The sequence below is a fragment of the Vicinamibacterales bacterium genome (assembly GCA_035699745.1).
In the GTDB taxonomy this organism is placed as follows: Bacteria; Acidobacteriota; Vicinamibacteria; order Vicinamibacterales; family 2-12-FULL-66-21; genus JAICSD01.
This window is the reverse complement of sequence record DASSPH010000097.1, coordinates 62075-80694: the sequence shown is the minus strand read 5'-3', so window position 1 is coordinate 80694 and position 18620 is coordinate 62075. Positions and strand designations below refer to the sequence as shown.

At 70.8% G+C, this 18620-nt stretch carries 14 protein-coding genes; 10 read left to right on the top strand and 4 right to left on the bottom strand.

Annotated features, from left to right (window positions below; all coding sequences use genetic code 11):
* Nucleotides 1-168: 168 nt before the first annotated feature.
* On the bottom strand, nt 169-1410 hold the full coding sequence (locus tag VFK57_22445) for a PKD domain-containing protein (GenBank protein ID HET7698492.1): 1242 nt from the start codon (nt 1408-1410) through the stop codon (nt 169-171).
* Nucleotides 1411-1498: 88 nt separating this feature from the next.
* On the opposite strand from VFK57_22445, the gene VFK57_22440 reads away from it, so the two are divergent.
* A complete protein-coding gene (locus VFK57_22440; GenBank protein HET7698491.1) occupies nt 1499-2296 on the top strand; it encodes a hypothetical protein in 798 nt (265 codons plus the stop codon).
* Between the two features lie 47 nt (nt 2297-2343).
* Here the strand turns inward: VFK57_22440 and VFK57_22435 are convergent, their stop codons facing one another.
* The gene (locus VFK57_22435) at nt 2344-3399 is read right to left on the bottom strand and encodes a serine hydrolase domain-containing protein (protein ID HET7698490.1); all 1056 of its coding nucleotides are present in this window, start codon (nt 3397-3399) and stop codon (nt 2344-2346) included.
* The gene (locus VFK57_22430; protein ID HET7698489.1) at nt 3363-4640 is read right to left on the bottom strand and encodes a family 10 glycosylhydrolase; all 1278 of its coding nucleotides are present in this window, start codon (nt 4638-4640) and stop codon (nt 3363-3365) included. Before VFK57_22430 ends, VFK57_22435 begins: the two co-directional genes overlap by 37 nt.
* A 110-nt stretch (nt 4641-4750) precedes the next feature.
* Between VFK57_22430 and VFK57_22425 the strand changes: the two genes are divergently transcribed.
* Genes VFK57_22425 through nagB form a run of 3 tightly spaced genes read left to right on the top strand, consistent with a single transcriptional unit; the run spans nt 4751 to nt 9784 of the window.
* On the top strand, nt 4751-8032 hold the full coding sequence (locus tag VFK57_22425) for a TonB-dependent receptor (protein ID HET7698488.1): 3282 nt from the start codon (nt 4751-4753) through the stop codon (nt 8030-8032).
* 8 nt (nt 8033-8040) lie between these two features.
* On the top strand, nt 8041-8982 hold the full coding sequence (locus VFK57_22420) for a BadF/BadG/BcrA/BcrD ATPase family protein (protein ID HET7698487.1): 942 nt from the start codon (nt 8041-8043) through the stop codon (nt 8980-8982).
* Nucleotides 8983-9001: 19 nt separating this feature from the next.
* Complete coding sequence (gene nagB / locus VFK57_22415; protein HET7698486.1) at nt 9002-9784, top strand: glucosamine-6-phosphate deaminase; 783 nt, start codon at nt 9002-9004, stop codon at nt 9782-9784.
* A 76-nt stretch (nt 9785-9860) separates the two neighbouring features.
* On the opposite strand, the gene murQ is transcribed toward nagB, so the two are convergent.
* A complete protein-coding gene (gene murQ / locus VFK57_22410) occupies nt 9861-10805 on the bottom strand; it encodes an N-acetylmuramic acid 6-phosphate etherase (GenBank protein HET7698485.1) in 945 nt (314 codons plus the stop codon).
* A gap of 29 nt (nt 10806-10834) precedes the next feature.
* Between murQ and VFK57_22405 the strand changes: the two genes are divergently transcribed.
* The 6 genes from VFK57_22405 to xerD are packed head-to-tail and all read left to right on the top strand — an operon-like array spanning nt 10835 to nt 18592.
* The gene (locus VFK57_22405; GenBank protein HET7698484.1) at nt 10835-11815 is read left to right on the top strand and encodes a MoxR family ATPase; all 981 of its coding nucleotides are present in this window, start codon (nt 10835-10837) and stop codon (nt 11813-11815) included.
* Nucleotides 11812-12702 (top strand): DUF58 domain-containing protein, encoded by an 891-nt coding sequence (locus tag VFK57_22400; GenBank protein ID HET7698483.1) that lies wholly within the window; start codon nt 11812-11814, stop codon nt 12700-12702. The genes VFK57_22405 and VFK57_22400 overlap by 4 nt, the downstream gene beginning before the upstream one ends.
* The gene (locus tag VFK57_22395; GenBank protein ID HET7698482.1) at nt 12699-13958 is read left to right on the top strand and encodes a BatA domain-containing protein; all 1260 of its coding nucleotides are present in this window, start codon (nt 12699-12701) and stop codon (nt 13956-13958) included. The genes VFK57_22400 and VFK57_22395 overlap by 4 nt, the downstream gene beginning before the upstream one ends.
* Complete coding sequence (locus VFK57_22390; protein HET7698481.1) at nt 13948-15996, top strand: hypothetical protein; 2049 nt, start codon at nt 13948-13950, stop codon at nt 15994-15996. Before VFK57_22395 ends, VFK57_22390 begins: the two co-directional genes overlap by 11 nt.
* Entirely contained in the window at nt 15993-17699 is a 1707-nt protein-coding gene (locus VFK57_22385; GenBank protein HET7698480.1) for a hypothetical protein, read from the top strand. The genes VFK57_22390 and VFK57_22385 overlap by 4 nt, the downstream gene beginning before the upstream one ends.
* Nucleotides 17696-18592: a site-specific tyrosine recombinase XerD gene (gene xerD, locus VFK57_22380; protein HET7698479.1), complete on the top strand. Its 897-nt coding sequence runs from the start codon at nt 17696-17698 to the stop codon at nt 18590-18592. The genes VFK57_22385 and xerD overlap by 4 nt, the downstream gene beginning before the upstream one ends.
* Nucleotides 18593-18620: the final 28 nt, after the last annotated feature.

The window sequence follows — 18620 nt, the reverse complement described above, 5'->3', positions numbered from 1 at the left end:
GATCGAGCGCGCATTCCATCGCAAGTACGACGGCTACATGGAGAAGCGCTCGCCGGCGCGGCGGGCGTATTTCGTGTTCGGAAAAAAGGAATCGGCCCGTCGCCGGGCCGATGTCCTTGCGCGAATCGCGCAGCCGTCCGTCGTGTTGAGCGGAACCTGACGCTGCGCTTAGGGGACGACGCTCAACGTCAGCGTTGCTGTGCCGATCCTGCCACCCCCAACACCGTAGACATCCACGCGCACGTTCTTGATGCCGCGGGTGTTGAACGTGTGAGACAGCTGCGGTGACGTCGTCGTAAACGGTCCGGTGCCATCGTCGAAGAACCACTCGAAGCGGTCGATCTGCGCGCCCGACGGGAGACCGGCCACGGTGAACTTGACCGGAGTACTGGCGGTCGGGCTCGACGGGTCCGCTGACAGCGTCACCGGCGCAGAGCCGATCAGGACGGTGGTGGAGAGCGAGCCGCTGTCTCCGGTGTTGTCGACCGCGCGCGCGGTCGCGGTGTAGGTTCCCGGCGCGTTGTAAGCGTGCGTGACGGTCGCCGCCGCGCCGATCGCTCCCAGGTTCGTCGACGTCCCGTCGCCGAAGTCGACCACCACGTTCGAGATATTGGCATTCGCGGTCGGCGTGACGGTGAAAGTGATCGGCACGCCGGCGTTCGCGTTCGTCGGAGACGCCGTGAAGCTCGCCAGCGCGCGCGCATTCACAGTGACCGTGACTTCGCTGCTCTGGACCGTTCCGGCGGTGGCGCGAATCTTCGCCGTCGCGGTGGTGGTGAGCGTGGCCGCCGCCACGCCGTTGGCATCCGTGGTCGCGGTGGACGGCGAGATCGAGCCGCGATCGGTGGAGAACGTCACCGGGACGCCGACAAGCGGGTTGCCCCCCTCATCGGTGACCGACGCGGTGACCTGCACGCTGCCGCCGTTGGCGCCGAGCGACTGCGGCGTCGTCGTCAGGGCCACGGTCTTCACCGCCGCCGTGCCGATGAGCAGCTTCGTCGACGCCGATGCGCCGCCGGAGTAGGCGGTGATCGTCGCCGTGCCGCTGGAGCTGCCGGCAACGAGCCTCACCGTGACCTGACCGTTGTGCGTGCGCGCCTCCGCAGGCTCAATCCGGCCTACCGTCGTCGTAAAGCTGACGAGCGTGCCGTTCTGGACGGGGGTCCCGGCGCCCGTGCGCGAGGTGGACGTCGTCCCGGTTCCGGTCGCGCCCGGCGCGGTGCCGTTTTCGATGACGGTCGCAATGATGTCGACCTGACTGTTCAACGAGACCGTGTTGGTGACCGGGATCAGGGTGATCACACTGCCGGTCGGCGCGAGCAGCGGCACCTTGTCGCACGCCGCCAGCAGCGCGAACGGGAGCACGACACAGGAGAGCAGAGCGATGCCGGCCGAGCGTTGTGATACCATGGATGGCGCTAACAATAATAATCTCATGAGTTTACGGGGTCAAGCGAGGCCTGCGCGGAACTGCTTCGGCGATGAGCGGGGCTACGCCATGGCGGCCCTCCTCGTCGCGCTCGCGGTCATGGCGGTGCTGATGTCCGTCGCCCTCCCGGTGTGGCGGCACGACGCGCAGCGCGAGAAGGAAGAGGAACTCGTCTGGCGCGGGCAGCAGTACGTGCGCGCGATTCGTCTGTTTCAGGCGAAGAACCAAACCCTGCCCACAAGTATCGACATGCTGGTGCAGGGACGTTACCTGCGGAAGAAGTTCAAGGACCCGGTCACCAGCGACGACTTCACGCCGATTCCCGCCGCCGGCGCGATTCCCGGGCAGGGCGGACAGACGCTCGGCGGGCGCGCCGGCGCGCCGGCGACGCCGGCCGGCCGCGGCGGAGCGACCGCGCCGTTCGGGCCAGGCCCGACCAGAACGTCGCCGTTCAGCAGCACCAGCAGCGCCTTCAGTTCGTCGACCGTTCCGGGAGGGATGATCGGCGTCGTCAGCAAGAGCAAGGACGAATCGATCCGCCTGTATCAGGGGCGGAACCACTACAACGAGTGGACGTTCATCTTCGTCAACCAGCAGCCCGGCGGACCCGGCGGGCAGGGCCGCCCCGGCGGCCCGGGCGGGCGCGGCGGCCCGGGTGGACGGGGCGCACCAGGGACGGCGGCGGGTTCGCCGTTCGGCGCGGGTAGTCCCTTCGGCGGCGCCGGCGGGCCGTTTGGAGGCCCGGGCGGACCCGGACGCGGGGTCGGCGGTCCTGGCGGCGGACCCGGCCGCGGCACTGCCACGGTGCCGGGGCGCGGCACGGCCACGGTACCGGGCGGAATCGGGCGCGGCCGCAGCAACCAGTAGCCTCATCGTCCTCTTAGGACGATGCAGTGATGGCGGCAGTTTGCGGTTCAGCGCCCGTCGGCGGCCAGCTTCACGATGGCGTCGTGCAGGCTGCGGCGCACCGGCTGGATCGCGTTGTTGTCGCGCGACGGGTGGACGCGATTGGTGAGCAGCACGGCGTAGAGATCCAGGTCCGGATCGATCCACAGCGACGTTCCCGTGAAACCGGTGTGGCCGATCGCGCGTGCGGTGAACCGGGTGCCGCACGACGAGGTGGGGAGCATCGTGTCCCAGCCGAGCGCGCGCGAGCTGCCGGGGACAGCGGATCGTTTCACGAAGCGCGCGAAGGTCGCGGGCCGCGCGAACGTGCCGGCGCCGCGCAGTCCGTTCAACACCTGGCGCGCGAACGATCCCACGGACGCCGCGGTGCCGAACATCCCGGCGTGTCCGGCGACGCCCCCCAGCGCCCACGCGTTCTCGTCGTGCACTTCACCCTGGATCAGCCGTCCGCGCCAGAGATCGAGCTCCGTGGGCGCGGTGCGATCCTTCCAGCTTCGCGGGGGATTGAACACGATGTGATCGGCAATCGACTGCCGATCGAGCGTGAAGCCGACGTCATCGAGGATGAAGCCGAGCAGGATGAACCCGAGGTCCGAATAGATCGACCGCGTGCGCGGTGCGTATTCCAGCGGCAGCGTGCAGATGGCGCGCTGGAACTCGGCGCGCCCGTGATGGTCGCGGAAGAACGGCAGGTACGCGGTGAGACCGGAGGCGTGCTCCAGCAGGTCGGCGATCGTCACCACGTCACGATCCGTCCCGCGCCATTCGGGCAGACGATCCGCGACGCGCGTTTCGAGCGTCAGGGCACCCGCTTCCACCGCCTCCATCGCCCGCGACGTCGTCGCGATGACCTTGGTGAGCGAGGCGAGGTCGTACACGGTGTCGGCGGTGACTGGCGGCGCGTCTTCCGCGTAGGTGAGGCGTCCGAAGGCGCCGCTCCACAGCACGCCGTCGTGTCTGCCGGCTTCGACCGAGGCGCCCGGAAAGGCGCGGGCGGCGATCGCCTTCTCGAGGAGCGAGGCCGCGTCTAGCGTGACGAGCTGCCCGTGGCCTTGGCGGCGAATGCGGCGCGGCTGACGGTGCCGAGATAGTCAGGCGCCGGCGGTTTCGGACCGGTCAGACTGTCGTAGGAGAACAGCACGAAGCCGGCGGCCCCGAGCTTGCGCGCCGCCTGGATGTTTTCGATGGTCTGCGCCGGCGTCAGCCGATACGCGCCGATGCCGGCCCACACGGCGCGGCCGCCGGCGATCTCGCGCGCCGCCGCGATCTGTTCGGCGAAGCGCGCCGGCTCCTGCGTGTACGCCATGGGCGCGACCGCGTCGACCAGCCGGGATTCCAGCCAGCCGCGCCAGTCCTGCATCCGTTCGTCGAACGCGTCCTGCGAGTCGGGAAAGACCGCCGAGCTGATCGTGATGCCGGGCCGTGCGGCGGTGACGGCCTGCCGTACCCGCGCGACGAGCGCGGTCATCCGCTGGCGGCGGAACGCCTTCCATTCGGCGGGGAAGCGATCCGGATACGCGAAGAGATCGGTTTCCTCCTCGAGGTCGAGCGCGCGCCGCGCCTCCGCGGCGATCCGCGGACGGAGGTCGGCGCGGAACGCCGCGATCGCGAAGCGGCTGTAGTCGAACTGCGGGTTCGGGTAGCGGGCGTAATCGAGGTGGACGCCGTCGAGATCGTAGCGGCGCGCGACGTCGGCGACGACGCGTGCGGCGTACGCGGCGGCGTCGGGCTGCAGCGGCGTGGCGAAGAGGCCCTCGACGGTCTCCAGCTCGGCGCGCGTCCAGCGCGCGATTTTGCCGACGTATGCCGGGTTGCGCGGATCGAGCCGGGCGACGTCCTGCGCGATCGCGCGCGGCACCATCAGCCACTCGGGATGCCGGTAGATGAGATGGTCCGGGGACGCCGGCAGCTCCACCGCGCTCGACACCAGGTTCAGGCTGACCCAGGCGTGCACGCGGATGCCGCGGGGGCGGGCCTCGGCGAGGACGACGGCGAGCGGATCGAAGGCGGCGGGCTGGCGCGCGAGGTCGGCGGCGCGCGGCTCGATCGTGCTCGCATAGTAGGCGTCGGCGCGTCCGCGAACCTGCACCAGCAGCGTGTTGAATCCCTGCTGATGCGCCGTCGCGACCAGCGTCGCAATCGCGTTCGCGCTGGTCAGCGACGAACGCGTGACCCACAGCGCGCGGACTTCGGCCGCCGCGTCGTCGCCGGGCGCAGCGAAGGTGCGAACCGCCGGCGCCGGCCCCGCCATCCACACCCCGACCGTGACTGCCAGCGCGATCGCCGCGCGCCGGAGCCTGGCCATCCCGTCGCCTGCGTGCATATGCAAACGACTGAATTTACCATGTCTGGAGCCCGCCACACGTTGACACGCGGTTCACGGGGAACTATCGTGCGGGATTCGCAGGAGCATTCATGACTCTCAGCAGGTTCGTCTGCGCGGCGCTGCTGCTGGCGCTGGCGCGCCCGGCCGCGGCGCAAACCGTCACGGGAACGATTCAGGGCACCGTCACCGACACCAGCGGCGCCGTGCTGCCCGGCGTCACCATCACGCTGACCCAGGTGGAGACCGGCACCGAGCGCGCGATCATCACCAACGGCGAAGGCATCTACAACGCGCCGTTCCTGCAAATCGGCCGTTACACCGTCAAGGCGGAGCTTCCCGGGTTCGGCACCGTCGTCCGCCAGAACATCGACGTGCGGCTGAACGACACGCGGGTCGTCGACATCGCGCTGAATCCGACGGTGACGCAGGAAGTCACGGTCACGGCCGAGGTCCCGAGAGTGAACCTGACCAACGCGGAGGTGAAGGGCTCGCTCACCGCCGAACAGATCATGGACAAGCCGTCGCTGAGCGCGAGCAGCTTCCTCGGCCTGGCGGAGACCTTCACCGGGTTCCAGGACAATCCCACCGGCGGGCAGAACAACCCGACCGCGTCGTCGGGCTCGTCGATCAACTTCAATGGCACCGGCACCCGCGGCGCGACCTTCCAGATCAACGGCGTCAACAACGACGACTCGTCCGAGAACCAGCACCGCCAGGGGGCGGCGCTGTCGACGATCCTCGAATTCCAGGTGCTCAAGAACGGCTACTCCGCGGAGTTCGGCCGCGGCGACGGCTCGGTGGTCCTGGTGCAGACGAAGTCGGGCACCAACGACTATCACGGCGATCTGTACCTGTATCAGCAGAACGGCGCGTGGAACGCCAAGTCCTTCTTCGCCCAGGCGGCGCCCAAGCCGGTGCGGCATCGCTCCGAGTACGGCTTCACGCTCGGCGGCCCGGTGGTCCGCAAGCGGCTGTTCGGGTTCGGCAACGTCGATCGCACCAGGAACGACGGCGAGAACCCCTACATCCGCGACTTCTTCACGCCCGCCGAACTGGCGGCGCCGCGGCTCACGCGCGGCAACGACACGCCGGAGAATCGTGCGTGGATCGAGGCGTTCCTCGCCCGGTTCCCGCGGTCGCTGGTGAACAACGATTCGCGCAGCCCGCGCACGTTCGCCGGTGTGGCGGGGTTCGATTTCCCTGACGAGGACGCGTCGGCGCGGCTGGACTGGAGCGCCGGCCGCAACAGCACGCTGACCGGCCGCTACCAGTGGACGCGGCAGATCCGCGATCCCCAGGACGTCATCGCCGGCGAGCAGGCGTATCAGAAGAACCGGCAGCAGAACCTGGGCATCACCTGGACGCGCGTGCTGACGTCGAGCATCGTCGGCGAGGCGCGGTACGGGCTCGGGCTGCGTTCGACCAACGTCGACATCGCCGACGGCAACGACACGCCGATCGTCCGTTTCACCGCGAGCCCGGTCTCCGGATCGATCGTCGGCAACGCCGGCAATTTTCCGATCCACCGCGACCAGCGGGATCACCAGTTCGTCTACAACCTGTCGGTGCAGGCGTTCCGCACGCATACGCTCAAGCTCGGCACCGACATCCGGCGTCAGGCGCTCGACGATCTCGCCGACAACAACTCGCGGGGATTCTGGACGTTCAACGCGAGCTGCGGCGGCGTCACCTACCCCTCGCCCTATGCGGCGCTGCTCGACGGCTGCGTGAATTCGTTCGTCAAGGCGTACGGTCCGTTCTTCCTCGAGAACCGGCAGAACGAGGCGAACGTCTACGTGCAGGACGACTGGCAGATCGGCCGGTCGCTGAAGCTGAACCTCGGCCTGCGCTACGAGTACGTCGAGGCCCCGCGGGAGGTCGAGAACCGCGTCGATTACATCTTCAAGGCGGACGACAACAACCTCGAGCCCCGGCTCGGCTTCGCGTATGCGCCGACCTGGGACCACGGCGTGCTCGGCGCGCTCTCGGGCGGCGCCGGCAACTTCTCGATCCGCGGCGGCTGGGGCATCTACGACGGGCGGCTGTTCCAGTCGATCTTCTCGCAGAGCGGCGCCAACATCCGGTTCAATCCGCCGAACGCGATCAGCCGCACGTTCAACGCCCAGCCGAACATCCTGAACGTCTCGGATCCGTCGCTGGGGTTCGTGTTCGTGCCGGGGCCGCAGACCGGCCGCGTCTCGCTGACCCTGCCGGATCCGGATCTCGAGATGCCCTCGACGACCAAGTGGAACATCGGCTTCGATCGCGCGATGCCCTGGAACTCGACGCTGCGGGTGCAGTATCAGGGCAACCACAACGACAAGCGGCTCCGCTACGCGCAGGGCAACCTGCCGCGGTCGCCCCTCGACGGGCCGATCACCGTGGTGGATCACCCGAACAATGCCCCCACCGGCAGCCTGCCCGACGTGCGGGGCAAGGTCATCGATCGCATTGCCGCCGACGCGCTGTGCGCCGGGACCGGGTTCTTCGGGCTGGCGACGACGGCGGCGTGTCCCAACCCGGTCCCGATCGCGGACAACGAAATCAGCGTGCGCGTGCCGAGGACGAACGAGCGGCGCCCCGATCCCCGCTACACGACCAACCTGCTGATCAGCAACGACGCGGAGAGCTGGTACGACGGCGTCGAGTTCGAATGGGACAAGCGCTTCTCGCACGGCGTGCAGTTCCAGGCGGCTTACACCTTCAGCAAGAGCACGGACACGACGTCCGAGGCGACGTTCGTCGGCGCCGGCGACACCAATCAGACCGGGCCGAACCGGCAGTTCGCGAAGGGGCTGGCGCGGTATCACACGCCGCATCGCTTCACCCTGAACGGCAGCTGGCGGATGCCGTTCTTCGCCGATCGCCGCGATCTCGCCGGCCAGCTGCTCGGCGGCTGGCAGCTGTCGGGGGTGGCGCGCCTCGCGTCCGGCACGCCGTTCAGCGTCGTCGATACCTCGCTCACGCTCGACACCGACTTCGACGGGTTCAACGAGTCGAGCCGCCCGGTCATCGTCGATCGATCGGTCATCGGCGCGCACGTGACGGACCCTGATACGGCGACGCAGATCCTGCCGCGCGGCGCGTTCCGCAGCCTCACCGTGTTCGACACCTACGACGACATCTCGCCGCGCAACGGCTTCTACACCCCGGGCACGAAGAACGTCGATCTGGCGCTGGCCAAGGTCTTCCCCATGCCGTGGCAGGGCCAGACGATGTCCGTGCGCATCGAGGCCTTCAACGCGTTCAACACCGTGAAGTTCGGCTTCCCGGTCAACGACATCGCGAACAACAACTTCGGCCGGCTGATCAGCGGCGCCACCAGCTACGCGCCGCGAACCCTGCAGCTCGTGCTGCGCTACCGGTACTAGGGACTCGATTGCACGTTCTGGGCATAGACGCCGGCGGCACCAAGACGGTGTGCCAGTTGGCGGACGAGCACGGCGAAGTGCTCGCGGAAGCGCGGCGCGGCGGCGCCAACCTGCAGGCGGCCGGCGAGCTCGAGGTCGAGAAGGTCCTCCACGACGTCATGGAGGATGCGCTCGGCGACGCCGACATCCGTCCGGCGGCCATCTGTCTCGGCATCGCCGGCGTCGATCGTCCGGACGACGCGCGGGTGATGGAGCAGATCATGCGGCGCATCGGCTACAAGGCGCGCATGCTGATCGTCAACGACGCGCTGGTGGCGCTCGAGGCGGGCGCGCCGGGCAAGCCGGGGGTGGTGCTCGTCGCCGGCACCGGATCGATCGCGTACGGCCGCAACGCGCAGAACCAGTCGGCGCGGGCCGGCGGGTGGGGCTACGTCCTCGGCGACGAGGGCAGCGGCTACTGGATCGGCCGCGCCGCGCTCCGCGCGGTGCTGCGCGAAGCCGACCGCCGCGGGCCGGCGACGCAGCTGACCGGGCTGCTCCTGCACTACTACGGCGTCGCCCGCGCGCAGGACCTGATCGCGCAGGTGTATCACGGCGCGCTGCGCCCGGCGGCGATTGCCTCGCTCGCGCAGTGCGTGCAGGGCGCGTTCAACAACGGCGACGAAGTCGCGATTCACATTCTCCGCAGCGCCGCCGACCAGCTCGAATCGTCCGCGGTGTCGGTGGCGCGGCGGCTGGAGCTGATCGGGACCGAGTTTCCGATCGTGCTGGCGGGCGGGATCTTCCGCGCCGTCCCGTGGCTCGACGAGGAGCTGCGGCGGCGGCTGCCGCTGGCCGCGCCGCGCGCCGTCCCCGGCCTGCTGACCGAGGAGCCCGCCACCGGCGCCGTGCGCCTCGCGCTGGCGCACCTGCGCGGCGAGTACCCCGTCCCGGTCTACAAGACCGAGTGACCCCGAGGCCGATCGCCGAATGCCGAAAGTAACGACGTTCCACGACGAGCGCGTCCTCGCCCGAACCCTCGCCGCGCAGATCGTGGAGGCGCTCGCCGCGAAGCCGGATCTGGTGCTGGGACTGCCGACCGGACGCACGCCCGTCCGCCTCTATCACGAGCTCGGGGCGATGCACGCCAAAGGGCAGGCGGACTTCTCGCGCGTCACCACCTTCAACCTCGACGAGTTCCTCGGCGTGCCGCCGGAGCATCCCGGCAGCTATCGCTCGTTCATGCACGAGCACCTGTTCTCGCGGGTGAACATCCCCGCGAGCCGGATCAATCTGCTGAACGGCATCGCGCCGGACCCGCTCGCCGAGTGCATCCGCTACGAGCGCGCCATCGCCGCGGCGGGCGGCATCGATCTCCAGCTGCTCGGCATCGGCACCAACGGGCACATCGGCTTCAACGAACCCGCGCGCGAGCTGACCGGGCCGACGCACCGCGTCGTGCTCAAGGCCTCGACCCGGCACAGCAACGCCGCCCTGTTCGGCGGCAACGAAGACGACGTTCCGCGGGAAGCGTTGTCGATGGGCATGGCCACGATCCTGCGCGCGCGCCGGATCATCCTGCTGGCGACGGGCAAGTCCAAGGCCGCCTGTATCGAGCGCGCCGTGCACGGCCCGATCACCACGCGCATGCCGGCGTCGTTCCTGCAGCTCCATCGCGACGTCGAGCTGATGCTCGACGACGCGGCCGCCGGACAGCTGTCGCGAAGCGCCACGGATCACATCCCGAACGCATCCCTGATCCCTGATCCCTGATCCCTGATCCGTGATCCCTGATCCGTGAGATCCGTGGCTGGCTTCGGGATGCGTGATGGCCGCGAAATCCCTGGCGTCAGATCCCGAGCAGCTGCCGCAGCCGCGGCTCGATGTCTTCGCCGATCGCGTCGCGCACCAGATTGTCGTTCTCGCGCAGGCGCTTCATCGCCTGCGGCAGCGTCAGCCCGGATTTCTGCATCACGATCGCCGCCTTCACGTTCCAGCGCGCGCGCTTGAGCAGCGCTTCGGCGGCGTCGGGATCGAGGCCGGTGACCACGCCCAGGATGCGCTTGGCGCGATCCTTCAGCTTCTCCGAGCCGGTGCGGACGTCGACCATCAGATTGCCGTAGGTCTTGCCCCACTTGATCATCGACACGGTGGTCAGCATGTTCAGGACCAGCTTGGTCGCCGTGCCCGCCTTCAGCCGGGTCGAACCGGCGATGATCTCGGGGCCGACGGCCGGCGCGATGATCAGGTCGACGAAGTTCTGCAGCTCCGACCCGGGCCAGCAGGTGACGAAGATGATCTTCGCCCCGGCCTTGCGCGCCCGCGTCAGTCCGCCGCGCACGAACGGAGTGATGCCGCTCGCCGAGACGCCGATGACGACGTCGCGGTTGGTGAGGCGAAGCCGGCCGATGCTGCGCCCCCCTTCCTCGTAGTTGTCCTCGACCCCTTCCTTGGCCTGGAACACCGCCCCCTGGCCGCCCGCCATGATCGCCTGCACCAGCCGCGGCGCGGTGCCGAAGGTCGGCGGCATCTCGGCGGATTCCACCACGCCCAGGCGGCCGCTCGTCCCCGCGCCGATCAGGATCACGCGCCCGCCTTTGCGCAGGGCCTTGGTGATGATCTCGATGCCGTGGGCGATCCGTTCCTTTTCCTTGTGCACCGCGGCGATGACCTTGCGATCCTCGTTGATGATCAAATCGAGGATCTCGCGCACCGGCGCTTTATCGATCGCGAGTGTAGCGGGATTGATCTGTTCGGTCGGGAGCGACTGCCACTTGGATTGCGTCGTGGGCACGGGCAATCGCTAGTATAAACTCAGCCGAGATGGAAGCTGACATCTCGCGCGAGACAATCGCCGAGGTGGCCGAGCGGCTCGAGCGGGAGCTGGCGAAAGCCATCGTCGGCCAGCAACGCGTCATCAGGGAGATTCTGATCGCCTTCCTGGCCGGCGGCCACTGCCTGCTCCGCGGCGTGCCCGGCCTCGCCAAGACGCTGCTGATCAAGACCCTGGCCGATGCCGTGCATCTCCGCTTCAACCGCATCCAGTTCACCCCGGACCTGATGCCGTCCGACATCCTCGGCGCCGAGGTGATCGAGGAGGATCGCAGCAGCGGCAAGCGCGTCATCCGCTTCATCCGCGGCCCGATCTTCTCGAACATCATCCTCGCCGACGAGATCAACCGCACGCCGCCGAAGACGCAGGCGGCGCTGCTCGAGGCGATGCAGGAGTACCAGGTGACGGTCAGCGGCGTCCGCTACGACCTCGAGCGGCCGCTGTTCGTGCTGGCGACACAGAATCCGATCGAGCAGGAGGGCACCTATCCGCTTCCCGAGGCGCAGCTCGACCGCTTCATGTTCAACGTCGTCATCGAGTATCCCACCGCTGAGGAAGAGCGCCGCATCCTGGCGATGACCACCGGCTCGAGCGAGCCGCGCATCGGCGTGGTGGCGAGCGGCGGCGAGATCGAGCGGCTGCACGGCCTGGTCCGCGACGTGCCCGCCGCGGACAACATCGTCGACTTCGCGGCGCGCCTCGTCCGCGCGACGCGGCCGGCCGGCGAAGAAGCGCCCGACTTCGTCCGCAAGTGGGTGCGCTGGGGCGCCGGACCGCGCGCCGGCCAGGCCCTGCTGCTCGGCGCCAAGGCGCGCGCCCTGCTCGAGGGACGCACGGTGGCCGATTTCGAGGACGTCCGCGCCGTCGCGCTGCCGGTCCTGCGTCACCGCGTGCTCGTCAACTTCCAGGCGGAAGCCGACGGCATCGACGCCGACGAGATCGTCCGCCGGCTGCTCGACCTCCGTCAGTGAACGGTCCGCTCGACCCGGCGGCGCTGGCGGCGATCGGCGACCTGGAGCTGGTCTCGAAGCGCATCGTCGACGGCACGATCTCGGGCCTGCATCGCAGTCCGTTTCACGGCTACAGCGCGGAGTTCAGCCAGTACCGCCACTACCGGCCCGGCGACGATCTGAAATACATCGACTGGAAGCTGTTCGCCCGCACCGATCGCCTGTACACGAAGCAGTTCCGCGAGACGACGAACCTGGTCTGCCAGATCGCGCTCGACGTCAGCGCGTCCATGGGCTACGCGGCAGCCGGCGGAGTCACCAAACTGGACTACGCGCGGCTGCTCGCGTCCGCGCTCGCCTATCTGATTTCCCGGCAGGGGGACGCCGTTGGACTCGTCACCTACGCCGATGACCTGCGACAGTACCTGCCGAGCCGCGGCGGTCAGGCGCACCTGCACAGTCTGCTGCTCGCGCTCGGCCGATCCACGGCCGGCGGCGGGACCAACAGCGCGCCGGCGCTCGCCCGGACGATCGACCTGCTGAAGCGCCGCGGACTCCTCGTCGTGATCTCGGATCTGTACGACGAGCGGCCGGACGTCGAGCGCGCGCTGATGCGCGCCTCGCACATCGGCCACGACGTCATCGTGTTCCACGTCCTGACGCGCGACGAGGTGGCGCTGCCGTTCCGCGACGACGTGCAGGTCGAGGATCCGGAGACGGGCCGGATCGTGCTGTCGAACGGCCGGGCGGCCGCGACGGCGTATCGCGAAGCGATCAGCGGCTTTCTCGAGCGCTGGCGGACGCGCGCGGCGACCTACGGCGTCGACTACGTCCGGCTGTTCACCGATCAGCCGCTGGACACCGGGCTGCGCGCGTACCTGCGCCGCCGGGCCGGAGCCGCGGCGTGATCGAGTTGCTCGCGCCGTGGGCCGCAGCCGGAGCGATCCTGCTGGCCGGTCCGCTGCTCGTCCACATGCTGCTGCGCCGCAACGCGCGGCGCCTGATCTTTCCGGCGGCGCATTTCCTGCCGGCGACGCGGGCCGCGGCCGTGCGGCTCCGCCGCCCGTCCGACGTCGGGCTGCTCGTGCTGCGGATGGCGATCGCCGGAGCGGCGATCGCCGCGGCGCTCCAACCGATCGTCATCACGCCGCAGCGGGTGTCGCGGTGGAACGCACGGGTGATTCGCGCGGTGGTGGTGGACACGAGCGCCAGCGCCGCCGCCGGCGGCGACGGCGCGCGGCTGGCGGAGCAGGAACTGACGTCCTTTCGCGCCCAGCGATTCGACGGAACGGACCTTCGGGACGGCCTCGCGCGCGCCGCCGCGTGGCTGGCAGCGGCGCCGCCCGGGCGCCGCGAAGTCGTCATCCTTTCCGATTTCCAGCAGGGGGCGCTCGAACGCGAGGACCTGCGCGTGCTGCCTGCCGGCGCCGGCGTGAGAACGATTCGCGTGCACGGGCCGCCGCGAGGCGGGGCGTCGCCGCTGCCGCAGGTCTCGGGATTCCGCGACGCGGTGTGGCGGCCGTCGGTGAACGTCGACGCACGCGGCACCGGCGTCACGTGGACGAAGACGGCTGACGGATCGCGGGCGGCCTGGCTGACGACGGCGGAAGCAGAGGCTGAACGGGACGCGGCGTCGCGCGCCGTGTATGCGGCGACCGCCGCCGGCGTCGCGGCGGGCGACGACACGCACCGCGTACGGATTCGGTTCGCCGGCGCGCCGCCGGATGCCGCGTCCAGGAGCGAGGTGCGGACGCCGTGGATGGTGAATGCCGCCCTCGCGCTCCGCCGCAGCGGGCTGCTGCGGGACGCAGACGCCGCCATCCAGACCGCGGAGCAGGCGGGCGCGCTGGTGGTCGAGACGAACGTCCGCGCCGCGTCCCTGGCGGCCCCCGCCGTCGTGCGGGCCGTCGTCTTGGCGGTGCGGCCGCCAGCGATCGCCGATCGCGAGGCCGAAGTGCTCACGGTGCCGGACGCGGAGCTGGCGTCGTGGCGGCGCGATGCGGCGCCGCTCGCGATGACGACGTATCGCCCGTCCGGGCAGGCGGACGGGGATTCGGACGCCCGGTGGTTCTGGGGGATCGCGCTGGCGCTCCTGGGCGTCGAGACGTGGCTGCGGCGCAGGGATGCCGGCGCCGCCGAACGGCAGGTGCGCGATGCCGCCTGAGAGTCTTCACGGGAGCGGCGCGACGTTCGCCGCGGTGCTGGAGCGCGCGCGGGCGCGGATGCGGCTGCAGCACGTGCTGCGCGCCGGCGCGATCGCGTCGGGCGCCGCTGCGGCTGCAGCCCTGACCCTGCTGCTGACGGGCGCCCCGGGAGTGTGGCGCGCCGGGCTGACCCTCGTGGCGTTCACCGCATCCGCGTGGGCGTCGATGCACTCGACGCGCCGCGCGCGGACGCGTGGACGCGCGGCCGCCGCGATCGAGCGGGCGGACCGGTCGCTGCGCAATCTCGCCGTCACGGCGGCACAGTTGCTCGACTCGTCCGACGGGGTCCGGCCGTACATGCGCGAGCGCGTACTGCGCGAGGCGTCGGCGCGGACGGCCGGTGTCGATCTCCGCCGCGGCGTGCCGATCGCGCGAGACGCCGCCGCGCTCGCCGCCGCGGTCCTCGCGGCGGTCGCCGTCATGTTCGTGCGGCTGCCGGCGATCTCCGGTGCGCCACCGTCCGCCTCGCGCCCGACGAACGCTGTGGCTGACGCCGGCGCGGCCGATCTGATCGTCGAATTGACGCCGGCGCCCTACACCGGACGGCCCGCCTCGCGCCTGGTGAATCCCGCGGCGTTGGACGTGCTCGGCGGGACCGAGGCGCTCGTCCGCGCGCCAGGCGGCGCTGCCGCGCGCATTCGCCTCAATGGGACGACGGTGCCGGTCCGCGCGGACGGATCGGCACGCGTGACCTTCACCGAGAGCGGCTATCTCGCCGTCGACAGCGGCGCCGGGCATCGTCTCGTCCCCTTGACGGTGACGCCGGACGCCGCGCCTGCCGTACGAATCACCGCGCCCGCGAAGGACCTGCGCGTCCCCTCCGGCGCGGCGACGATCCCGATTGCCGCCGGCGCAGACGACGACCTCGGTCTGGCATCGTTCGATCTGCGCTACACCGTCGTCTCGGGCAGCGGCGAGCAGTTCACGTTCACGGAGGGGACGCTGCCCGCCGTGGTGCAGCGCGGCAGCGGCCGTTCGTGGCAGCTGCGGGCGACGTTGTCGCTCGGAACGCTGAAGCTCGAGCCGGGCGACGCATTGATTTATCGCGCCGTGGCGGCCGATCGCCGTCCCGGCGGCGCCGGCGTCGCCGCGTCGGATACGTTCTTCGTGGAAATCGCCGGGCCCGGCGACGTTCCGCTCGAAGGCGTCGAGATGCCTCCCGACAAGGAGCGGTACGCGATGAGCCAGGCGATGATCGTGCTCAAGCTGGAGCGGCTCCAGGCGCGCGAGCCGTCGCTGAAGCCGGAGGCGCTGGCCGAGGACGCGGGCAACATCGCCGCCGAGCAGCGCGCCGTCCGCGCCAACTTCGTCTTCCTGCTCGGCGGGGAAGTCGAGGACGAGGAACAGGAAGCGGAGCACTCGCACGAGATCTCCGAAGGACGGTTCGCCAATCAGGCGCGCAAGGAGATCGTGGCCGCCACGGTGCTGATGAGCCATGTCGAGCGGGCGCTGGCGGCGGCGTCGACCCGCGCCGCGCTGCCGCCGGCGCGCGCCGCGCTCGAGGCGCTGCAGCGCGCCTTCGGCAACAGCCGCTATCTGCTTCGCGCCCTGCCATCGCGCGTCCGCCTCGATCCGGCACGGCGCCTGAGCGGCGACGTCTCGACAGCGGCGGACTGGGATCGCGCGCTCGCGCCGCCGGCGCCCGATCCGGTCACCGAGTCAGCGCGCGCCGCCCTGGCGGAGCTGGTGGCGGTCAGCACCGCCCTCGATCTCCGGGAGCAACCGAAGACGCTCGGCGACAGGCTGCGCGGCCTCGGCGAGCGGGTGCTGACCGCGGCGGCGCGCGCTCCCGAGCTGCAGCCTGCCGCACAGGAAATCGCGGCCGCGCAAACCGCGCTTGCCTCCGGGCGGATCGATGCCGCGCGCGACGCACTCCGCCGCGCCGGCGCGCCGCTCGCAAAACGCGCGCAGCACGGACGCATCGACGCCGCCGGCGTCCCACGCGAGCCGGCGCGGCTTGCCGGCGCCGCCGCGCTCGGCCGCGGAGGGGCGCGATGATCGCCGCCGCCCGGTGGACCGCGATCGCGATCGCCGCGGCTGCCGTGTTGGACCCGCGAGTCCCGGTGCCGCGCTCAGAACGGCCTGTCGTTCGCGTAGTCTCGACGGACGCGCAGGATGCGACGCCGATCGCGAGCGCTCTGACGCAGGCCGGCTTTGCCGTCGATGCCGCCCGGCCGGAGGCCGCGACGGTGCTCGTGGGCAGCGAGATGCGCGGATCGATCCCCGCCGCAGCGGCCGGGCGGACGACGCTGTGGGCGCTCGATACTTCGCCGCCGGCGCCGAACGTGGCGATTGCGCGCGCGTCGGTGCCGGACGTCCGGCTGCCCGGTCAGGCGGCGGAAGTGCGGGTCGAGGTCCGGGGGAACGGCGTCACCGGCCAGACCACCGAACTGGTGCTGGAACACGCGGGAATCCCCGTGGCCGCGGCGCAGCACCAGTGGACGGCCGGCGAGCCGCGCTGGACGGCGACGCTCCGCTATCTGCCGCCGAACGTGTCGGCGGCATCGCTCCGGGTCCGCGCGAGCACGGCCGCCGGCGAGAGCCGCGCGGACGACAACGCCGCCGACGTCGCGGTGCCGGCGGCGCGGGGACCAATCCGGGTGCTGATGGTCGAAGCGTCGGTCACGTGGCCGGCGGTATTCGTCCGCCGCGCGCTGGAGGGGGAGCCGTCGATCGCCGTGTCGTCGCTTCAGCGCGCCGCCAGGACGGTGGCGACACGCGCCGGCGATCCGCCGGCCGTGCTCACGCGCGCCACGCTGGCGCGGTTCGAGACCGTCGTGATCGGCGGGCCCGACCAACTTCGCCCTGCCGATCTGGACGCCCTGCGCTGGTTCGTCGAGCGCCGCGGCGGCGTCGCGGTCTTCGTGCCCGATCGCCCGCCGGCGGGGCGCTACCTCGATCTCGTGGGTGTCTCCGCGTTCACCTCGCGGGCGCTGGACGCGGCGGCGCCGCTCGGCGGTGCGGCGCTGCACGCCTCCGAGCTGGCGATACCGGTGGAGTTGCCGCCGGCCGCGGCCGTGCTCGCGTCTGCCGACAAGGCGCCGGTGGTGTTCGCCGCCCGGCGCGGCGCGGGCGCGATCGTGTTCTCCGGCGCGCTCGACGCGTGGCGTCAGCGCGGTGAGGGATTCACCGAGTTCTGGCGCGGCCTGCTCCTGGCCAACGCGGCCACCGTGCCCGCCGCGCTCGATGTGTCGGTGGAGCCGGCGATCGTTCGCCCCGGCGAGCGCACCGCGGTCGTGGCCCGGGTGCGTGACATTCCGGAAGGGCAGGCGATCTCGCTGCCGCCGCTCACCGCGCGCGCGGTCTCCCCGGATGCACGCGTGGACGAGCCGATCCGGCTGTGGCCGACATCCGAGCCGGGCGTGTACGAAGGGGAGTGGCGCGCCCGCGGCGCCGGCGCCTACGGCGTGACCGTTTCGAGCGGCGATGCGCGCGGCGACGCGGCGGTGACCGTCGCGCCGGCGGTGCTCCACGCGTCGTCGGCGGAACCGGGCGCGCTCGCGCTCGCAACGACGGCGACGGGCGGCCGGGTGTTCGCCGCCGCCGACGTGCGGGGACTGATCGACGCCATGCGGGAGGCGCATCCGCCGCGCCGCATCGTCCGTCCGGCGCACCCGATGCGTTCCCCCTGGTGGATGGTCCCGTTTGCCGGACTGCTGTGCGCCGAGTGGGCGGTACGCCGGAAGCGCGGTCTGCCGTGACCACCAGCAACGACGAGATCGACGGCTACGTCGGCTACCTGCGCGACGTGCGGCGCATGTCGCCGAACACGCTGAGCAGCTACGCGCGCGATCTGCGCGCGCTCGACGAGTTCGCCGTGGCGCAGAACAAACCGGTCACCGCGCTCGACCGGCGCGATCTCGAGGCGTTCGCCCGCCGCCTGATGACCGCCGGGCTCGCGCCGCGATCCGTCGCGCGGACGATCGCCTGCGTGCGCGGCTTCTACAAGTTCCTGCTGGCCGAGAAGAAGCTCGAGGCGGATCCCGCGGAGGACCTCCGCGCGCCGCGGGCCTGGCCGGCGCTGCCCAAGTACCTGGATCTGGAGGAGGTCGATCGCCTCCTGCAGCAGCCGGATGTCTCGACGCCGCGCGGCATCCGCGACAAGGCGCTGATCGAGCTGCTCTATGCCACCGGGCTGCGGGTGACCGAACTGCTGTCGCTCAAGGCCGGCGACATCAGCCTGGACGCCGGCTACCTGACGTGCATCGGCAAGGGGGACAAGGAGCGCATCGTGCCGCTCGGGGATTCCGCCGCCGGCTGGATCCGCCGCTACGCCGGCGAGGCGCGTCCGGCGCTGCTCAAGGGGCGCAAGACCAAATGGCTGTTCGTGAACGCCAGGGGGGGCGGCCAGCTGTCGCGCGTGGGGTTCTGGAAACTGCTGAAGGACTACGGCATCAAGGCGGGGGTGTCGCGCGAGATCAGTCCCCACGTGCTCCGACACTCGTTTGCGACGCACCTGCTCGAGCGCGGCGCGGACCTGCGCGCCATCCAGATGATGCTGGGACACGCCGACCTGTCGACGACCCAGATCTATACGCACGTCCTGGAAGCGCGCCTGCGCACGGTCTACGACAAGTTCCACCCCCGCCGGTGATTGTGGTACAGTTCGAAGGTTCTGCCAT